This is a genomic window from Streptomyces azureus (assembly GCF_001270025.1).
In the GTDB taxonomy this organism is placed as follows: Bacteria; Actinomycetota; Actinomycetes; order Streptomycetales; family Streptomycetaceae; genus Streptomyces; species Streptomyces azureus.
Map to the genome: position 1 here is coordinate 1 of NZ_DF968230.1, position 17,139 is coordinate 17,139.

The following is a 17,139-nucleotide window of genomic DNA, read 5'->3' on the forward strand; positions in this document are numbered from 1 at the left end:
GGTCTGCGGCGCGGGTATCGCCTCGAGGGCGGCGATCACGCGGTCCACGTCCTGCTGGGTGAACCCGTCGCGGGCCAGCGCCTCTCTGGCCGGCCCGATACCGGCAGCCCGCAGGCCGCTCCCGTCACCGGGCGCGACGGCGGTCTCCAGCGGCAGCATCCACCCGCGGGTCTCGATGCCCGTACTGGCCGCGATGCCTTCGATCCGCGGCGCCCACGCGGCGTCCGGGTGCCGGCCGCTCACTTCCGCCACGATCTGGCTGGTCTCCACGGCGTGCTCGCCGTGTATCACGGCAGGGGGGCAGAGGTAAGCGGCCATAATTGGCACCTTTCTAAGGGGAATTGAGGGGGAACATCACGAGTGCTCCGTCATGGATCACTTCGGCGCTTCACATCCAAGTCGATGCCCGTTCGCTCCACTTCGGGCGCGGCATCCGCGTCGAGCATGGACGCCAAATGGACATTTCCGCTGTGATGCATGCAACTCAGACAGTCGCCGGAGTGCGTGACCTGACACACACTCCGAGGAGGTTCCACCGGCCGCGGCAAGCGGCGGAGCGCTGTCAGTGGCAGGTGGCAGCATCGGGCGTATGACGGACACCACGGCATTCGACTGGCGGTCCTTCCTGCTCAGGTGGAGCGGGGAGTGGGCGGATTCCCTGCCGGACGACGAGACGCGGGGCGAGGACGACGAGACCGCCCGGCGGGCGCGGTGGCTGGGGTTCCCGCCCGCGTCCGAAGAGCGCATCGCAGCCATGGAGGAGCGCCTCGGCCGGCGGATGCCCCCGTCGTACCGGGAGTTCCTCAAGGTCAGCGACGGGTGGCGGCACGCGGGCGGGTTCGTGTGGCTGCTGGCGGGGACCGAGGACGCGCACTGGCACAACAACGAGTCGGGACTCGCGGACGTGTTCGAGGAGTACCTGGACGAGGACGCCGGGCCCGAGGAGCGGCGGGTGACGGACATCTGGCGGCGCGGGCTGCAACTCGACGTCGAGTCCGACGTCACCCACGTCCTCCTGGATCCCGAAGACGTGGGCGAGGACGGTGAGTGGGCTGTCTACACATGGGCGAGCTGGCTGGCCGAGCCACCCGAGCGGCACGCGAATTTCGTCGAGTTCATGCGGGACATGTACCGGGAGTTCCACAGCCTGCGCGCGCAAGGCAGTGACGAGGAGCCGGTGTTCGTCAACGACACGACGGAAAAGCTCGACTCCCTCGTGCAGGAGGCCCGGTTGGAGGCGCTGCGCGGCGGCTGGGAGCGGGCCGGGAAGGCGCTGGACGAGGCCAAGGAGTACGGCAGACCTCGGGCCGCCGGGCTGGGCGACCAGATACGCCGCCTGCTCGGACAGACCTACATGGTGTACTTCGAGGACTTGGTGACGGACCCGCGGTACGCGCCCGACCTGCTGCCGCCGCTGGTCGCCGAGCACGCGGCGCACTCGTACCGGGACGACTCCACGCTGACGTTCCATCTGCGGGGCGCCGGCGACGACGTGCTGTCACTGGCTCACGCGACGCTGGATCAGGTGGGGAACGGCACGTACCGGTACACGGCGGCGGGGCCGTTCGGGGAGGCGGTCGAGCGGGCTCGGGAGCTGGCGCGGTGGGGAGACACCGACGGGGCGTGGCGGACACTGAGGAACGCTGTGCCCCTGTGGGAACCGCTGGGACCGGACCACCTGGCGCCGCTCGGGTGGATCGCCGACCCCGTACTCGGGCCGCTGCTGACCCCGGAGCGGGGCCGCGAGTTGCTGTCCACGCCAAGGGCCGGGCAGGCGGGTGAGGCGCCGAGGCCGACGGCCGGGCTCGACCCGGGCGGCCTGGCGTGGCTCGCGGAGCCGGACCCGGGCAACAACCGCACGTCGTATCGGTTCGTCCTGGTGGAGGGGGTGGAGCCGGAGGAGATGCCCGGACGTCTCGCGGACGGGGACGACACCGTTCTGAACGAGCCCATGACCTTCTGGGAGGCGCGCCACAGCTCGCTGCGCAACCGAAGCGAGTTCTCGTCCTACGACGACAGGGCTCTCATGGCGGTCGGCCGGGCCGGCACCGGCTGGAGCTTCGCCTTCGACGGCCACCCCGCCCCGTTCCACCGGCAGCGGTTCGTCCCGCCGACCGAGGCTGCCAGCGCGGGCACCCGCGCGGTGGTGGTGTGGAGCGGCCTGAGGACATGGCACGGGGAGCCGTTCTTCCATCTTTCGGTAGCGCGAGACGGCACCGAGCAGTACGCGTTCACGTACGCGGACGGGGAGGTCCGGTCGAGCGGGGAGATACCGCGGGCGCTGGATCCGAGCCGGTTCTTCGGTGACGTGGAGGACGGCGCCGGGACGGAACGGTCGTTGCTGGAAGCGGTGGCCGGGGAGTTCCGTGTCTGTCTGCCGCGTCATGCCCTCATTGACGGGCGGCTGCACACGTTCGTCACCCGTTCGTGGACGCGGCCGCCCGGGAACGGAGAGACGTACGCGGTGATCCGCATGCACCGTGGAGCCCCACGCCCGGCGGGCGGTGAGCGGTCCGGAGACGACGGGCCGGGAAGCAGGTAGGCACAGGCCGGGTCGCGCGGATCCTCGATGTGCGGAGGTATCAGCACGCTGGGTCGAGTCCTGTCGAGTCGTGTCGCCATCCGTTGGAGCACATCGCCATGTGGGAGGGCAAGGGCGACGGCAGTGAGGAAACCACGTGGAACGAGCCGGTAACCGACGAGCAGTACAACCGCCCCCGCAGCCGCTGACAACGCAACGGTAGGACTTTCGATGACCGACCAGCCCAGGCAGGTCGGCGGCGGACGCCGCACGATCGGCGACTTCGCCCCGAAGCTCGCCGAACTGACCGACGGCGTCCTGTTCGAGGACGTGTGGAATCGCACCGAGCTGGCCGCCCGCGACCGCAGCCTGATCACCGTGGCCGTCCTCGTCGTGGGCGGCGACGCCGACCAGCTGCGCTTCCACCTCGGACGAGCGAAGGACAACGGCGTCACCGAGACCGAGCTCATCGAGGCCATCACCCACCTCGCCTTCTACGCCGGCTGGCCCAAGGCCATGACGGCGATCACGGTTGCGAAGCAGGTCTTCTCGGCCTGAGCACCGGGGAGAAGCACCGCTCTGGAAACGGCGCGAGAGTCCGGGAGCGGCGATCACGAACGGAAGGACACCCTCACCATGCGAGAACCCTCGCGGGCAGTCCCACCACCGTCCGGGGCCAGATCGAGCAGATGACCAAGGCGACCAGCGTCCAGGAGGTCATGGTCCAGGACGTCGTCGCCGACCCGGCGGCCCGCGCCCACTCCCGCGCCCTGCTGGCCCAGGCGCTCGGTGTCACACCGGCCGCCGTCCCCGCGTCCTGACCCCCACGGCAAGACGGCGTCCTCCACGTTACGACGCGCAGCCCGCTTCCTGAGCTGCGCGCCGTACACCCCACGGCTTCAGCCGCCCTTTGTACTGCCTGCCTGCCGCTCCGAACCGGCGGATGCCCCACGACGGATGCGGGCCCCGTGGCCGTCCCGGTCACGCTCATCCGCGTCGCCCCGCCGGAACGGGACGAAGGCGTCGCACAGGCCATGCCTGTGGCCGCACTCGCCGACCGGCACCGGCAGTGAGCATCGATGGAGTGACGCGGTGCAGGGGTTCGGGCACTGTGCGCACGAAGGGCGACGCTGCCGGTCGTCGACGTGCGGCAGAATCGCCTGGAACTGGTTGCGGGCGCGCCCCGTTGCACTTCCACCCCGCTCACGGCGGACCGACGAACCAACGATTGGCAAGCCACGAGTTACAGAGATCACGTAGATCTTTCGCACGGTTTCGATGGTCTTCCGAACACCGACGAAGCCGGGCAGCCTCATCTGCAGCCGGACGTGTTCCTCCAGCTTGGCCCGAAGCTTCACAGGGCCCCTCAGCCGTGCAAACCCTACGGATCTCGAAGTCCATCGCCCCCCTTGAGCTGGGGTGTTGCAACGATCACTAGAACCGAAGGCGGTCCCGGCGGGCTTCCTCGTCTCACGCAAATATCACCGACTCGGCGGACCTCCGCGGACCACGAGGCCCTGACCTGGCGTTAAGCCCTTGTCCTGGATCTACTGGACGCCGCTGGACGGTCTCCAGGCAATGGATCACCCCGTCCCGCTCTCCGGGTAGCGTGAGGGTATGAGTCATCCGCACCCCGAGCTCAAAGCCGCCCCGCCCCTTCCCGCAGGAGGGCTGCGGGTCGTCGCCCTGGGCGGCCTGGGTGAGATCGGCCGCAACATGACCGTCTTCGAGCACGCCGGCAAGCTGCTCATCGTCGACTGCGGCGTGCTGTTCCCCGAGGAGACCCAGCCCGGCGTGGACGTGATCCTGCCGGACTTCACCTCGATCCGGGACCGGCTGGACGACATCGTGGCCGTGGTACTCACCCACGGTCACGAGGACCACATCGGCGGCGTGCCGTACCTGCTGCGCGAGCGGTCCGACATTCCCGTCGTCGGCTCCAAGCTGACGCTGGCGTTCCTGGAGGCCAAGCTCAAGGAACACGGCATCCGGCCGCGCACGGTGCGGGTGCGGGAGGGCGACCGGCGCGGCTTCGGGCCCTTCGACTGCGAGTTCGTGGCCGTCAACCACTCCATCCCGGACGGCCTCGCGGTCGCGATCCGCACCGGCGCGGGGATGGTGCTGCACACCGGCGACTTCAAGATGGACCAGTTCCCGCTGGACGACCGGATCACCGATCTGCGCGCCTTCGCCCGCCTCGGCGAGGAGGGCGTGGACCTGTTCCTCACCGACTCCACCAACGCCGAGGTCCCCGGCTTCACCACCTCCGAGCGTGAGCTGAACCCGGCGATCGAGCAGGTGATGCGCACCGCCCCGCGCCGGGTCATCGTCTCCAGCTTCGCCAGCCATGTGCACCGCATCCAGCAGGTCCTGGACGCCGCCCATGCGCACGGCCGCAAGGTGGCCTTCGTGGGCCGGTCGATGGTCCGCAACATGGGCATCGCGCGTGACCTGGGCTATCTCAAGGTCCCGTCCGGTCTGGTCGTGAGCACGAAGGAGCTGGAGAAGCTCCCGGACCACAAGATCACTCTGGTGTGTACCGGATCGCAGGGCGAACCGATGGCCGCGCTGTCACGGATGGCCAACCGCGACCACGCGATCCGCATCGGCAAGGGCGACACCGTCCTGCTCGCCAGCTCCCTCATCCCCGGCAACGAGAACGCCATCTACCGCGTGATCAACGGCCTGACCCGGTGGGGCGCCCACGTGGTCCACAAGGGCAACGCCAAGGTGCACGTCTCCGGGCACGCCAGCGCCGGCGAACTCGTCTACTGCTACAACATCGTCAAGCCCCGCAACGTCATGCCCGTGCACGGCGAGTTCCGTCACCTGCGGGCCAACGGCGACCTCGCCATCCGTACCGGCGTCGACCCCGACCGGGTCGTCATCGCCGAGGACGGCGTCGTCGTCGACCTCGTCGACGGGCGCGCATCCATCACCGGCAAGGTCCCCGCCGGCAACGTCTACGTGGACGGCATGGAAGTCGGCGGCGCCACCGAAGCCTCCCTCAAGGACCGCCTCACCCTCGCCGAGGAAGGCGTGGTCACGGTGGTGGCGATCGTCGACGCGGACACCGGCGCCCTCGCCGAGGCCCCCGACTTCCTGGCCCGCGGCTTCGTCCACGACGACACCACCTTCGAGCCGGTCATCCCCGTCATCGAGAAGACCCTGGCCACCGCGGCCGAGGAAGGCGTCGGGGACGCACGCCAACTCGAACAACTCCTCGCCCGCGCCGTGGCGAACTGGGCGTTCCGCACTCACCGCCGCAAGCCCCTCATCATCCCCGTCATCATCGACGCCTGAACCACAGCCCGGCAGCACGCCCCTGGTTCCGGTCGGCGTCTCGCCGACATCGAGGTCGGGCACAGGGGTCAGCAGCCACCCCAGGACTCGGCCTGCTGTGCGCCCTGGTCGGGGCCGTCGGTGGACTGTTGCAGCCGCTGGCCACCAAGGCACTGGTGGACCGGCTCGCGACAGGTGAGAGCATCGCCGGGGTCCTGATCGCGCTCACCGCGCTGGTGCTGTTGGGCACGGCGGTCGAGGCGTGCGGCGCGTATGTGCTGGAGCGGACGGCTCAGTCCAGCCGCGCGGCGCACCCTTGTGGGGCGGTTGCTGCGTCTGCGGATCGCGGAGTGGGAGCGGATCCCACCGGGTGACCTGAGGTCCCGGGTCACCTCGGGCACCATGCTGCTGCGGGCGGTCGCACGCAGGCGGTCGTCGCCGCGGCCACCGGCGCGGTGGCCTTCGTGGCGGCGATCGTGATGATGGCGTTCCCGGATGTCGTGCCCGGCGTCCCGAGGTCGGCGTCCGGCCCCCCTCAGAGATCGCTCGCCATGCCCAGGCCCGTCAGGGCCCCGACCGGATCCAGGTCGGGGGTGCCTCTGGGCCACCAGTCGTCGTGGCCCGGCTCGGACTCGTAGGCGTACCACAGGCCGTCGCGGCCCAGGCGGAGCTGGACGTGGCCGTGGGGGTGGGTGAGGTGGTTGCGCCAAGGGCGGAAGGCTGGCAGGTCGGCGGCGAGGAGCAGCGGACGGGCCCGGTCGAACCGGCCGGCCGGCGGGTCCCACGGCTCCTCCAGTACGGCGAGGCCCTCCGGTCCGCCCTGGCGCCAGGCGGCGACCGCACGGGCCAGCTCGGAAGGGGTGCGGCCCGCCGCGGAGGCGAGCGAGGAATAGAGCGCCCGGGTGCCCGCGGTGAGTCCCGAGCCGGGGCGGGCTGCGGCCAGTCGGACCGCGTCCTCCCAGAGCGTCAGCTGCCCGACCGGGTCGCGACCCGTGGTGAGCAGGGCGTGGGCCCGCGCTGCGGCGTCCGTGGCCAGCTGGTCCAGCGCGAACGGGTCCGGGCCGCCGGGGGACGCCGGGTAGGCCGGGGGCTGTTCGGGGTGCGGGGGCGGTGGCAGCGGTGCCGGCAGGGGTGGGAGGGCGCGCGGCGTGAGAACGTCACTGGCCCGCACTCCGGGGAGAGGCGCCGGTCCCCTGTCCTGGGCGGCGCGCGCCGCGCGGGTGGCGCTCAGCCGGGACAGCGCGTCGAGCAGCTCGCGTTCGCCCCGGCCGCGCAGCAGGAGCAGGACGAAGGGATCGGCGTCGAGCAGCCGCGCGGTCTGGTAGCAGAGGGCGGCGGCGTGCTTGCAGGGGTGGCCCCGGTCGGGACAGCTGCACCGCGGCTCAAGATCGCCCGGGCCCGGCAGCAGGGGCACGCCGCAGTCCGCGAGGGACTGGGGCATCTCCTTGTCGAGGAGTGCCGCGATGTGCCCGGGCCGGTCGGCGGCGGCGTCCAGGAACCGCTCCCAGTCCTGGTCGTCGAGCGTGCGCAGCCGCACCTGCACGCGGTACGGGCGCGGACGGCTGCCCCGCACGTACGCCAGCACCAGGCCGGGCGTCACGGTGATGGCATCGACATGCCCCTGCCCGGCATAACCCCGCCCGCGCTCCAGCCGCTTGACGTCCAGCGCGCCCTGCTCCAGCGCGGCGACCCACGCGTTTCCCCACCAGCTCTCGGCGAAGCCCTTGTCGTCCGGATCCCGGGGCGGGAAGGCGGGGAAGGTACGGCGCAGCTCGGTGTCGCGGTCGGGGGCGGCCATGGAGTGGCGGATGCGAGGGGGCTCGGGCCGGATGGTGGAGGGGGTCGGGCCGGCGAGGCCGTGCGGCGCGTCGGTCATGGCGTGGGGCGGGCGCTCCTGGCCGGTTTCGTCAGGACCCTCGTGCACCGCGTCCGGCTCGTCCGTCGCCGCGGGCATCCGGAAGGCGTCGGCCAGCAGCTGCCGTACGTCCCGCGCTCCCTCGCCGACGGCGTGTTCACGCGCCTGCCGACCGGCCCCCGGCCTCTCGCCGGCACGGCTGCGCCGCGCCCGGCGTCCCGCACGCTCGGCCTCTTCCCGGGCCCGCCGCGCGTCCTGCCGTGCTGCGCGCAATGCCTCGCGCGCGATGTCCGCCGCGCGGGGACCCGGCCCCTCGTCGTCACCCGCGGCCGGGGTCTCCTCCGGTGCGGCGGCGGGCTGGTTCTCCACAACAGCGGGAGCACCGACCGACGTCGTCCGGGCCGGGCTCTCCCCCGAGTCGCCGGAATCATCCGGCCCGGCGGGTCCCTGCGTGTCCTTCGACGCATCGCCCGGCAGGTCGCCGGGCAGGTCGGCGTCGTCCGCCGCACCCGCCTCGTTCTCCGGCCCCTCGCCACGCCGGTGCTCGGAGGCCGCCCTGCGCAGTGCCTCACGGGCCACGTCTCCCGGACGGGGAGTCTCCTCCTGGCCGACGGGCCTCTCGGCCGGGCGGGGAGCGGATGCCGTCTCCGGGTCGCGGTGTGCCTGCTCCTTGGCGGCCCGCAGGGCCCGGCGGGCCTCGTCGGCCGGGCGGGGAGTCATGGCGTGCTCCGCAGGGAGACCAGGTCGGACAGCTCGCGGTCGGTCAGTTCGGTGAGGGCCGACTCGCCGGAGCCGAGGATCGCGTCGGCCAGGGCGCGCTTGGCCTGGAGCATCTCGGCGATGCGGTCCTCGATCGTGCCCTCGGTGATGAGGCGGTGGACCTGGACGGGCTGGGTCTGGCCGATGCGGTAGGCACGGTCGGTTGCCTGTTCCTCGACGGCCGGGTTCCACCAGCGGTCGAAGTGGACGACGTGACCCGCGCGGGTGAGGTTGAGGCCGGTGCCCGCCGCCTTGAGGGACAGCACCAGGACCGGGGTCGAGCCGGACTGGAAGCGGTCCACCATGCGCTCCCGCTCCGGTACCGGCGTGCCGCCGTGGAGGAGGTCGACCGGGACCGCCCGGGTGGCCAGGTGAGAGGTGATCAGGCGGGCCATCCCGACGTACTGGGTGAAGACCAGCGCGGATCCGTCCTCGGCGAGCAGGGTGTCCAACAGCTCGTCCAGCAGCGCGAGTTTGCCGGAACGGGCGGCGAGCCGGTCGCCGCCGGCCCGGGCGGGCTCCTCCTTCAGGTACAGCGCCGGGTGGTTGCAGATCTGCTTCAGCGACGTCAGGAGCTTCAGTACCAGGCCCCGGCGTGCCATGCCCTCGGCGGTCTCGATGGCGAGCATCGACTCGCGGACCACCGCCTCGTACAGCGCGCCCTGTTCGCGGGTGAGCGGCACCGGGTGGTCGGTCTCCGTCTTGGGCGGCAGTTCGGGGACGATGCCCGGGTCGGACTTCTTCCGGCGCAGCAGGAAGGGCCGGACCAGGCGGGCCAGGCGCTCCACCGCCTCCTCGTCCTCGCCGTTCTCCACGGCACGGGCGTGCCGGGCGCGGAAGGACTTCAGCGGGCCGAGGAGGCCCGGGGTGGTCCAGTCGAGCAGCGCCCACAGCTCCGACAGGTTGTTCTCGACGGGCGTGCCGGTCAGGGCCACGCGCGCGGGGGACGGGATGGTGCGCAGCGCCTTGGCCGTGGCCGAGTAGGGGTTCTTGACGTGCTGCGCCTCGTCGGCGACGACCATGCCCCACGCCTGCCCGGCCAGGGCGGGGGCCGCGGAACGCATCGTGCCGTACGTGGTGAGGACGAAGCCGCCGTCCAGGTCGTCCAGGCTGCGGTCCGGGCCGTGGAAGCGGCGGACGGGGATGCCGGGTGCGAAGCGGGTGATCTCCCGCTGCCAGTTGCCCAGCAGCGAGGCCGGGCAGACCACCAGGGTCGGCTCGCGGCGGGCCCGCCTCAGGTGCAGGGCGATGAGGGTGACGGTCTTGCCGAGGCCCATGTCGTCGGCGAGGCAGCCGCCGAGGCCGAGGGAGGTCATCAGGTCGAGCCAGGCCAGGCCCCGGAGCTGGTAGTCACGGAGAGTGGCGTGCAGGCCCGGCGGCGGTGCGGCCGGGCGTACTCCCGCGGTGAGGCGGTCGCGCAGGGCGGCCAGTGCGCCGGCGGGTACGGCCTCGACCGTCTCGCCGTCCACGTCGGCGGTGCCGGTGAGGGCGACGGACAGCGCGTCGACCGGGTCGAGCAGCCCCAGGTCCCGCTTGCGGGCCTTGCGGACGAGGGCCGGGTCGACCAGCACCCACTGGTCGCGCAGCCGGACGACCGGGCGGTGGGCCTCGGCGAGGGCGTCCATCTCGCTCTCGGTGAGCGGGTCGCCGCCGAGCGCCAGCTGCCAGCGGAACTGGAGCAGGTCCTCGCTCTCGAAGAAGCCGGTGCCGTCGGTCGCCGAGCCGGGGGCCGGACGGACCACCGCCGCGGCGGAGAGATCCTGGGCCAGGTCCCGGGGCCAGTGCACGGCGACGCCGGCCGCGGCGAGCCGGGTGGCCGCGACACCGAGCAGGTCGCTCAGCTCCTCCTCGGTCAGCGCCAGCACGTCGGGCACGTCCTGGTCGGAGAGCCGGTCGAGCGGGGGCCAGACCCGGGCCGCGCGGCGGACGGCGAGGGCCGCGTCCACCCGGGCGCGTGGGCCGAAGGCGTCGTCCGCCTCGCCCGCCCACAGCGCCGCCGCGTCGGCGACGAGGGTGGGGTCGGCGAGGCTGTGCACCTGGACGATCGCGGCGCCGGCGCCGCGTGCGCCGCCGTCGAAGGCGTCGTCGAACAGGTCGTACGCCGAGAGGTCCAGCCGGAGTGAGATCCGCACTCCGGCGTCCATGCCGGCGGCGACCTCGGCGGCCCAGTCGTGGGCGTCGGGCAGGTGCTGGGCGTCGCGGGCCGCGAAGGGTCTGCCGGTGGCGTGGGGGGCGGCCGGGGTGCGCGGCAGGGTGTCGGCGACCGCGTCCAGGAAGGCGCGCACCAGCGCTTCCGGTTCGGGCAGGCGGATCGGGCCCGGGCCGGGCAGCGGGACGGCGTGCCCCTCGTACGGCAGGGCGGCGGCCACCGCGCGCAGGTGGGCGATGTCGTCCGGGTCCAGCGGGCCGGCGCGCCAGGCGTCGTGGCCCGTGGGGGTGAGGCCGGGCAGCAGCCGGCCGCGCGCGGTCAGCCGCAGGGCGTGCAGGGCGGCCGCGCCCCAGCAGGCGGTGGCGGGGTGGGCCGCGGGGTCGTGCCGGGCGCGCACCAGGAGCGGCAGGGCCTCCTCCAGCGGGAGGGTCAGCGCCGGGGTGGTGCGCCGCCGGACCGCGGCGCCGTGCCGTCGTACGACGGTGAGTTCGGTGTCCTCGGTGAGTTCTGTGGTCTCTGCGGGCAGGGGCTCGCCCTCGGGGTCCCAGAAGGCGATGCGCCCGTCGCGCGGGAGGGGCGCGGGCAGGAAGACGGCCGGGAGCCGGACCGGGACCGTCCGCTCCCCCGCCCGCTCGGCCGTCACAGCCGTGCCGCCCATAGGTCCTGCCACCTCCCGCCCGCGTTTCGGATCAGCTGTCTCCGACTCTACGGGCGAGGTCTGACAATCGGCCCCGGCGGCCGCGCCGCCCGAGCCGGGCCTCGGGTCAGGGCACCGTCCGGGACACCACGTACACCCAGGGATACGCCGGGTTGGACAGGTCCACCACCACGTCGTGCGTGGGTGCGGGGTTCTTCTGCCGGTGGACGAAGCCGTACCACGAGTCGCCCTCGGGGAACTTCCAGCCGGTGACCTTGCGGTCGCGGGCGCCGATGGTGATGTGGCCCTTCTCCAGGTCTTCCCGGGTCACGCCCAGGCCCGTCAGACAGGCGTCCAGACCGGCCGCGTTGGTCTCGAACTGGGCGTACAGGCGGCTGGTCTTCCAGTTGTTGGTCTCGTAGTACGCCACGTGCCAGGCCGGGTGCGGGACGGGCACCTGGTAGATGCGGCGCTGGAGCTTGGACGGCCAGCCCTCGGTCAGGCCGGTCGCCGAGTACTTCGCCTCCTTGTCCTTGCCGCTGTCCCGGCTCTGGTTCGCGGAGATCACCAGGTAGCCGGCCGGGATGCCGATGAGCAGCACGATGATCAGCAGGGTGAGCGCCCTGCGGCGGATCCTGTGGCGACGGTCCTCGGCCGGGCGTTCCTCGCCGTCCGGCCACGAGCCCTGGTGCGGCAGGGAGGCGGTCACGGCGTCTCCTGGGTACTGCGGAGGGACTGCGCGTACCGCTCGTAGCGCTCGTACCGCTCCACGCGGCGGCGCTTGGCGCGCCGGAAGCGGCGGGCGACCAGCCGGGCCAGGTCGGCGGCGCCGACCATGCCGGCCTCGGGGCCGAGCTGGGCCCGGGCGATGCGGGCCTCGGGGCGATAGCCGCGGCCGGTCAGATGCCTGCGGAACGCGTCCCTGGCGGGGCCGATCAGCAGGTCGTCGGCGGCCGAGACACCGCCGCCGATGACGAAGCAGGAGGGGTCGAGGGCCGCCGCGAGGTTGGCGATGCCGACGCCGAGCCACTGGCCGATGTCCTGGAGCAGCTCGATGCACATGGCGTCGCCCTCGCGTGCCAGCTCGGTGATCATCGGGCCGGTGATGTCACCGATGTTGCCCTTGACGTGCTCGATGATCCCGTACGCCACCGGCGAGTCGGCCGCTGCCAGCTCGCGCGCCTCGCGGACCAGGGCGTTTCCGGAGCTGTACTGCTCCCAGCAGCCGCGGTTGCCGCACGGGCAGCGGTGGCCGCCGGGGACGACCTGCATATGGCCGAACTCCCCGGCGACGCCGTACTTGCCGCGCTTGACCTGGCCGTCCTCCAGGATCGCGCCGCCGATGCCGGTGCCCAGCGTGATCATCACGAGGTGGTCCTCGCCGCGGCCGGCGCCGAAGCGCCACTCGGCCCAGGCGGCGGTGTTGGCGTCGTTGTCCACGAGGACCGGGACCGAAAGGCGGCTGGCGAGGCGGTCCCTCAGGGGTTCGTTGCGCCAGGACAGGTGGGGGGCGAACAGCACGCGGTTGCGGTCGGCGTCGACCCAGCCGGCCGCGCCGATGCCGACGGCGTGCACGTCGTGCCGGTCCGAGAGGTCCAGGACCAACTCGGCGATGGTGTCCTCGACGACCTTGGGGCTCTTGGACTTGTCCGGCGTCTCCGTGCGGACCTTCTCCAGGATGTTGCCGTCGGCGTCCACGACGCCCGCCATCACCTTCGTACCGCCGATGTCGATGCCGACCGTCGGCACGCGGGGTGCCGTCAGGTGTGAGCGGCGCTCCCGGGTGCCGACGGTGCGGAGCACGGTGGCACGGCGGGAGCCGATGGGGGCGGTGAAGTCGCGGTAGGTGCTCATCGCCGCCGATTCTGCCTCACGGGGAGGCGGGGTGCGGAGCAGAGGGGTGGTGCGGCTCGATTCCGGGTGCGGGCGGGTGAGGGCTTGTCGCGCCCACGCGGCGGAGCCGCACATCGATACAGCCCCGCGCCCCTCAAGGACGCACGAGCAACTGGAATTCGAAGGAATAGCGCGTCGGGCGGTACGTATGCGTGCCGTACTCGACCGCGCGTCCCGTGTCGTCGAACGTGACGCGTTGCATGGTGAGCAGCGGGGCCCCCGCCTCCTCGGCCAGCCGTTCCGCCTCCGCCGCCGTCGCCGCCCGGGCGCCGATCGACTGGCGGGCGCTGTGCAGGGTGATGCCGGCCGACCGCATCAGGCGGTAGAGGCCGGTGGTCTCCAGTTGGCCGGTGTCGAGGTCGATGAGGCCGGGTGGCAGGAAGTTGCAGAGGTAGGCCATGGGCTCGCCGTGGGCGAGGCGGAGGCGTTCCACGCGGTGGACGTCGCTGTCCTCGGCGACGTTGAGTGCGGCGGCGACCTCGGCGGAGGCGGGCACGAGCGTGTTGACGAGGACCTTGGTGGCCGGGCGCTGGCCCGCCGCCTCCAGGTCGTCGTAGAGGCTGCTGAGTTCCAGCGGGCGCTTGACCTGGCTGTGCACGACCTGGGTGCCCACACCACGGCGGCGCACGAGGAGGCCCTTGTCGACGAGCGACTGGATGGCCTGGCGGACGGTCGGCCGGGACAGGCCGAGCCGGGCGGCGAGCTCGATCTCGTTGCCCAGCAGGCTGCCGGGGGTCAGCGTGCCGTGCTCGATCGCGGCCTCCAGCTGCTGGGACAGCTGGAAGTACAACGGCACGGGAGAGCTGCGGTCCACGCTCAGCTCGAGCTGCACGGTCGGGTCCACTTCTGGTTTCGGCACGGGCCGAGCGTAGCTCCGTGCGTTGTTGACGGGAAGTTGTGTAGTCAGATTGTCCGGACATTCAGATTGACAGGGGCGGGCTGTGCACGCACTTTGTTTCCATGCGCATCGGCGTCATCGGTACGGGCCGTATCGGAACAATCCACGCGAACACCCTCAGCCGGCACCGCGACGTCGGCTCCCTGATCCTCACGGACGCGGACGCCCCGCGGGCCCAGGACCTGGCGCACCGGCTGGGTGAGACGGCCGCGCCCGGCGTGGAGGAGATCTTCCGATGGGGGGTCGACGCCGTGGTGATCACGACGGCGACTTCGGCCCACGCCGAACTGATCGGTCGGGCAGCACGCTCGGGCCTGCCGGTGTTCTGCGAGAAGCCCATCGCACTGGATCTGCCGGGGACACTGAGCGCGATCGCCGAGGTCGAGACGGCCGGGACGGTGCTTCAGATGGGCTTCCAGCGTCGCTTCGACGCCGGATACAGGGGCGCCCGCGAGGCCGTGCGCTCGGGCAGGCTGGGGCGGCTGCACACCGTGCGGGCGCTGACCAGCGACCAGACGCCGCCGCCCGCGGCGTGGCTGCCGCTGTCCGGCGGGCTGTACCGGGACACGCTGATCCACGACTTCGACGTGCTGCGCTGGGTGACGGGCCGGGAGGTGTCGGACGTGTACGCGGCCGGATCCGACGCCGGGCCCGCGATGTTCCGTGCGGCAGGCGACGTCGACACCGGCGCCGCGCTCCTCACTCTCGACGACGGCACGCTCGCCACGGTCACCGGCGCCCGCCTGAACGGAGCCGGCTACGACGTGCGCATGGAGCTGGCCGGGGAGCTCGACCAGATCGTGGTCGGCCTGGACGACCGAACGCCGATCGCATCCACCGAGCCGACCGGGCCGCCGGCCGCGGACAAGCCCTGGACGGGCTTCCTGGAGCGCTTCGGACCCGCCTACGAGGCGGAGCTGAACGCGTTCGTCGAGGTCGTGCGGGGCGAGCGGGCCAACCCCTGCGACGGGCGCGAGGCCCTTCAGGCACTGCGCGTCGCCGAGGCGTGCGAGCTGTCGCGCCGGGAACGCAGGCCGGTGCACCTCGCGGAGATCCCCGGCGGGACCGCCTCTCCCTTCGCCTGAGGGCCGGCGGGGCGGTCAGTGGCCCTCCTGTTCCTCCTCCAGGAGCCCCGCGTCGTACGCCAGCAGCGCCACCTGCACCCGGTTGTTGAGGTCGAGTTTGGCCAGGATGCGGGAGACGTGTGTCTTGACCGTGGCGACGCTCATGAAGAGGCCGGTGGCGATCTCGGCGTTGGACAGGCCCCGGCCGACCGCGACGGCGACCTCGCGCTCGCGGTCGTTGAGGGCGGCCATGCGTGCACGCGCGCGTGTGCGGCGGGTGTCGGCGGCGGTGCCGACCGCGTGCTGCATCAGCTGGCGGGTGACGGTGGGCGACAGGACCGGGTCGCCGGCCGCGACCCGGCGTACCGCCGCGAGGATCTCGGTCGGCGGGGTGTCCTTGAGGACGAATCCGGCGGCGCCCGCGCGCAGCGCCCGCAGGACCTGTTCGTCGGCGTGGAAGGTGGTGAGGACCACCACCTGCGGGGCGTCCTTGCGGGCGCGCAGCCGCTCCGTGGCCGTGAGACCGTCCACCGTCGGCATCCGGATGTCCATGAGCACGACGTCCGGGCGGGTGCGGTCGACGAGCGCCTCCACCTCGCCGCCGTCGGCCGCCTCGCCGACGATCTCGATGTCGTCGGCCCCGCCCATCATGAAGGACAGTCCGGCCCGCACCAGCGGATCGTCGTCGACGAGGAGCAGTCTGATCGCAGTCATGGGCCATACGTAATCACGGCCGGGGCGGACGCGGGGCCCGGACGGGCACTGGTGGGCGCCAACGCCTCGTCCGGAACGCGGAGTTGACCGGCCGCGTGCTCAGGCGCGCAGCGTCACCCCGAACAGGGTGCGCAGGCGGCTGATCTCCCACCAGACCACCGCCGTCACCGAGGCGGGACCGCCGATGACGGCGAGGGCCTGGATCATCGGCGGCCCAGGCGGCAGGCCGCCCGCGAGCAGGCTGATGGCGGCGAACTCCCACACCAGCGTGCCGGTCAGCAGGGCGGGGAGCGCGGCGTGCACGGCCGCGGTGTTGAAGCCGGTGCGGACGGCCGGGCCGGTCGCGAACCCCAGGAAGAACAGGAGCCAGGCCAGGGGCAGGGCGGCCGCGAGGATCAGCCAGGGGGCGGCGCCCGCCGGACCGGAGGAGGGCGTCTGGTTCCGGTCGAGCAGGATGATCGCCCCGCCGAGCAGCGGGACGGCCGTCACGGCGCCGATGTACCAGCCGGCCGACCGCAGGGCGGCCCGCACCCGCACCCGCATGGCCGACCTGGTCTCCGCCGACGCCCACCGGAACAGCACCGCGATCACGACGGGTGCGCTCAGGAGCAGCAGGGGCGGGGTGACCGCCAGCCGCATCATGTACTGCTCCTGGGCCTCGGCGACGTCCTCCGGCTTGCCGTACATGGCGAGCAGCAGCAGGGACATGGCGGCCGCGGTCCAGGCCCGCACCTTCTGCACGCGCGTCACGTGCCGGTCGTCGACGGCCCGGTGCGTGTGCGGGAACAGCCGGTGGGCCCGGATGCGGGCCGAGCGCGCGAACGAGTAGCACAGCACGAGCGGCAGGAACGCGAACCAGGTACACGGAGCGAGCAGCACCAGCCACATGCAGCCGGAGACCCGCGGCTGCCCTTGCCGCAACAGCTCGCGGACCGACGGCCATTCGCCACCGCGCAGACCGCCCCACCCCAGGCCCCGGGCGCCCGGCCGCGGCTGGGGGACGTACGGGTACGGCTGCGGCTGCGGGAGGTACGGCTGGGGGTGCGGGTGGCCGTACGGTGCCGGGCCCGGCTGGGGCGGCACGTAATGCGGCGGCACGTATGGGCCGTTGGCCGGAGGCGGCGGGTACGGTCCGCCGTTCGGCGGCCCGGGTGGCTGGTAGGGATTGGCGGGTCCCCCGAAACTCACGTGCAGGTTCCTTCCGTTACTCATGGTGCTGAAGGCGGCACAAACTTCAGCCACCACCACAGCCAAGTCAACTCGCTTTGGAGCGGGGGGTTATGGGGTTGCGCGCATGCGCCCGGTATGCGCCTCGTGTACGCCCTGCTCGTGGGCATCGACCGCGAGGCCAGCGGCTGGTCGCAGGC

At 72.6% G+C, this 17,139-nt stretch carries 12 protein-coding genes and 2 pseudogenes; 6 read left to right on the forward strand and 8 right to left on the reverse strand.

What is annotated here, in order from left to right:
* Window positions 1-318, reverse strand: a pseudogene (locus tag AOQ53_RS09315) (type III polyketide synthase); the annotation flags it as partial.
* A 271-nt stretch (window positions 319-589) separates the two neighbouring features.
* On the opposite strand from AOQ53_RS09315, the gene AOQ53_RS09320 reads away from it, so the two are divergent.
* From AOQ53_RS09320 to AOQ53_RS45920, 5 genes and pseudogenes are all read left to right on the forward strand, one after another.
* Complete coding sequence (locus AOQ53_RS09320; RefSeq protein WP_059416520.1) at window positions 590-2,542, forward strand: SMI1/KNR4 family protein; 1,953 nt, start codon at window positions 590-592, stop codon at window positions 2,540-2,542.
* A 210-nt stretch (window positions 2,543-2,752) separates the two neighbouring features.
* Window positions 2,753-3,079: a carboxymuconolactone decarboxylase family protein gene (locus AOQ53_RS09325; protein ID WP_059416521.1), complete on the forward strand. Its 327-nt coding sequence runs from the start codon at window positions 2,753-2,755 to the stop codon at window positions 3,077-3,079.
* A 131-nt stretch (window positions 3,080-3,210) separates the two neighbouring features.
* On the forward strand, window positions 3,211-3,342 hold the full coding sequence (locus AOQ53_RS47305; protein ID WP_269085443.1) for a hypothetical protein: 132 nt from the start codon (window positions 3,211-3,213) through the stop codon (window positions 3,340-3,342).
* Between the two features lie 796 nt (window positions 3,343-4,138).
* Complete coding sequence (locus AOQ53_RS09330) at window positions 4,139-5,824, forward strand: ribonuclease J (protein ID WP_059416522.1); 1,686 nt, start codon at window positions 4,139-4,141, stop codon at window positions 5,822-5,824.
* A pseudogene (locus AOQ53_RS45920) lies at window positions 5,821-6,306 on the forward strand (ABC transporter transmembrane domain-containing protein); the annotation flags it as partial. The gene AOQ53_RS09330 and the pseudogene AOQ53_RS45920, both read left to right, overlap by 4 nt.
* A 32-nt stretch (window positions 6,307-6,338) precedes the next feature.
* On the opposite strand, the gene AOQ53_RS09340 reads toward AOQ53_RS45920, so the two are convergent.
* From AOQ53_RS09340 to AOQ53_RS09360, 5 genes are all read right to left on the reverse strand, one after another.
* Window positions 6,339-8,378 carry an SWIM zinc finger family protein gene (locus tag AOQ53_RS09340; RefSeq protein WP_059416524.1) on the reverse strand — a complete coding sequence of 680 codons (2,040 nt, stop codon included), beginning with the start codon at window positions 8,376-8,378 and terminating at the stop codon, window positions 6,339-6,341.
* On the reverse strand, window positions 8,375-11,224 hold the full coding sequence (locus AOQ53_RS09345; protein ID WP_059416525.1) for a DEAD/DEAH box helicase: 2,850 nt from the start codon (window positions 11,222-11,224) through the stop codon (window positions 8,375-8,377). Before AOQ53_RS09345 ends, AOQ53_RS09340 begins: the two co-directional genes overlap by 4 nt.
* 106 nt (window positions 11,225-11,330) lie before the next feature.
* Window positions 11,331-11,912: a hypothetical protein gene (locus AOQ53_RS09350; protein ID WP_059416526.1), complete on the reverse strand. Its 582-nt coding sequence runs from the start codon at window positions 11,910-11,912 to the stop codon at window positions 11,331-11,333.
* The gene (locus tag AOQ53_RS09355; protein ID WP_059416527.1) at window positions 11,909-13,057 is read right to left on the reverse strand and encodes an ROK family glucokinase; all 1,149 of its coding nucleotides are present in this window, start codon (window positions 13,055-13,057) and stop codon (window positions 11,909-11,911) included. Before AOQ53_RS09355 ends, AOQ53_RS09350 begins: the two co-directional genes overlap by 4 nt.
* A 133-nt stretch (window positions 13,058-13,190) precedes the next feature.
* Window positions 13,191-13,928, reverse strand: a complete 738-nt coding sequence (locus AOQ53_RS09360; RefSeq protein ID WP_174523249.1) for a GntR family transcriptional regulator — start codon at window positions 13,926-13,928, stop codon at window positions 13,191-13,193.
* Between the two features lie 128 nt (window positions 13,929-14,056).
* On the opposite strand from AOQ53_RS09360, the gene AOQ53_RS09365 reads away from it, so the two are divergent.
* The gene (locus AOQ53_RS09365) at window positions 14,057-15,079 is read left to right on the forward strand and encodes a Gfo/Idh/MocA family protein (RefSeq protein ID WP_059416529.1); all 1,023 of its coding nucleotides are present in this window, start codon (window positions 14,057-14,059) and stop codon (window positions 15,077-15,079) included.
* A 15-nt stretch (window positions 15,080-15,094) separates the two neighbouring features.
* Here AOQ53_RS09365 and AOQ53_RS09370 read toward each other — a convergent pair whose 3' ends face one another.
* The gene (locus tag AOQ53_RS09370; RefSeq protein ID WP_059416530.1) at window positions 15,095-15,772 is read right to left on the reverse strand and encodes a response regulator transcription factor; all 678 of its coding nucleotides are present in this window, start codon (window positions 15,770-15,772) and stop codon (window positions 15,095-15,097) included.
* 99 nt (window positions 15,773-15,871) lie between these two features.
* Window positions 15,872-16,870, reverse strand: a complete 999-nt coding sequence (locus AOQ53_RS09375; protein WP_236711636.1) for a hypothetical protein — start codon at window positions 16,868-16,870, stop codon at window positions 15,872-15,874.
* Window positions 16,871-17,139 lie beyond the last annotated feature (269 nt).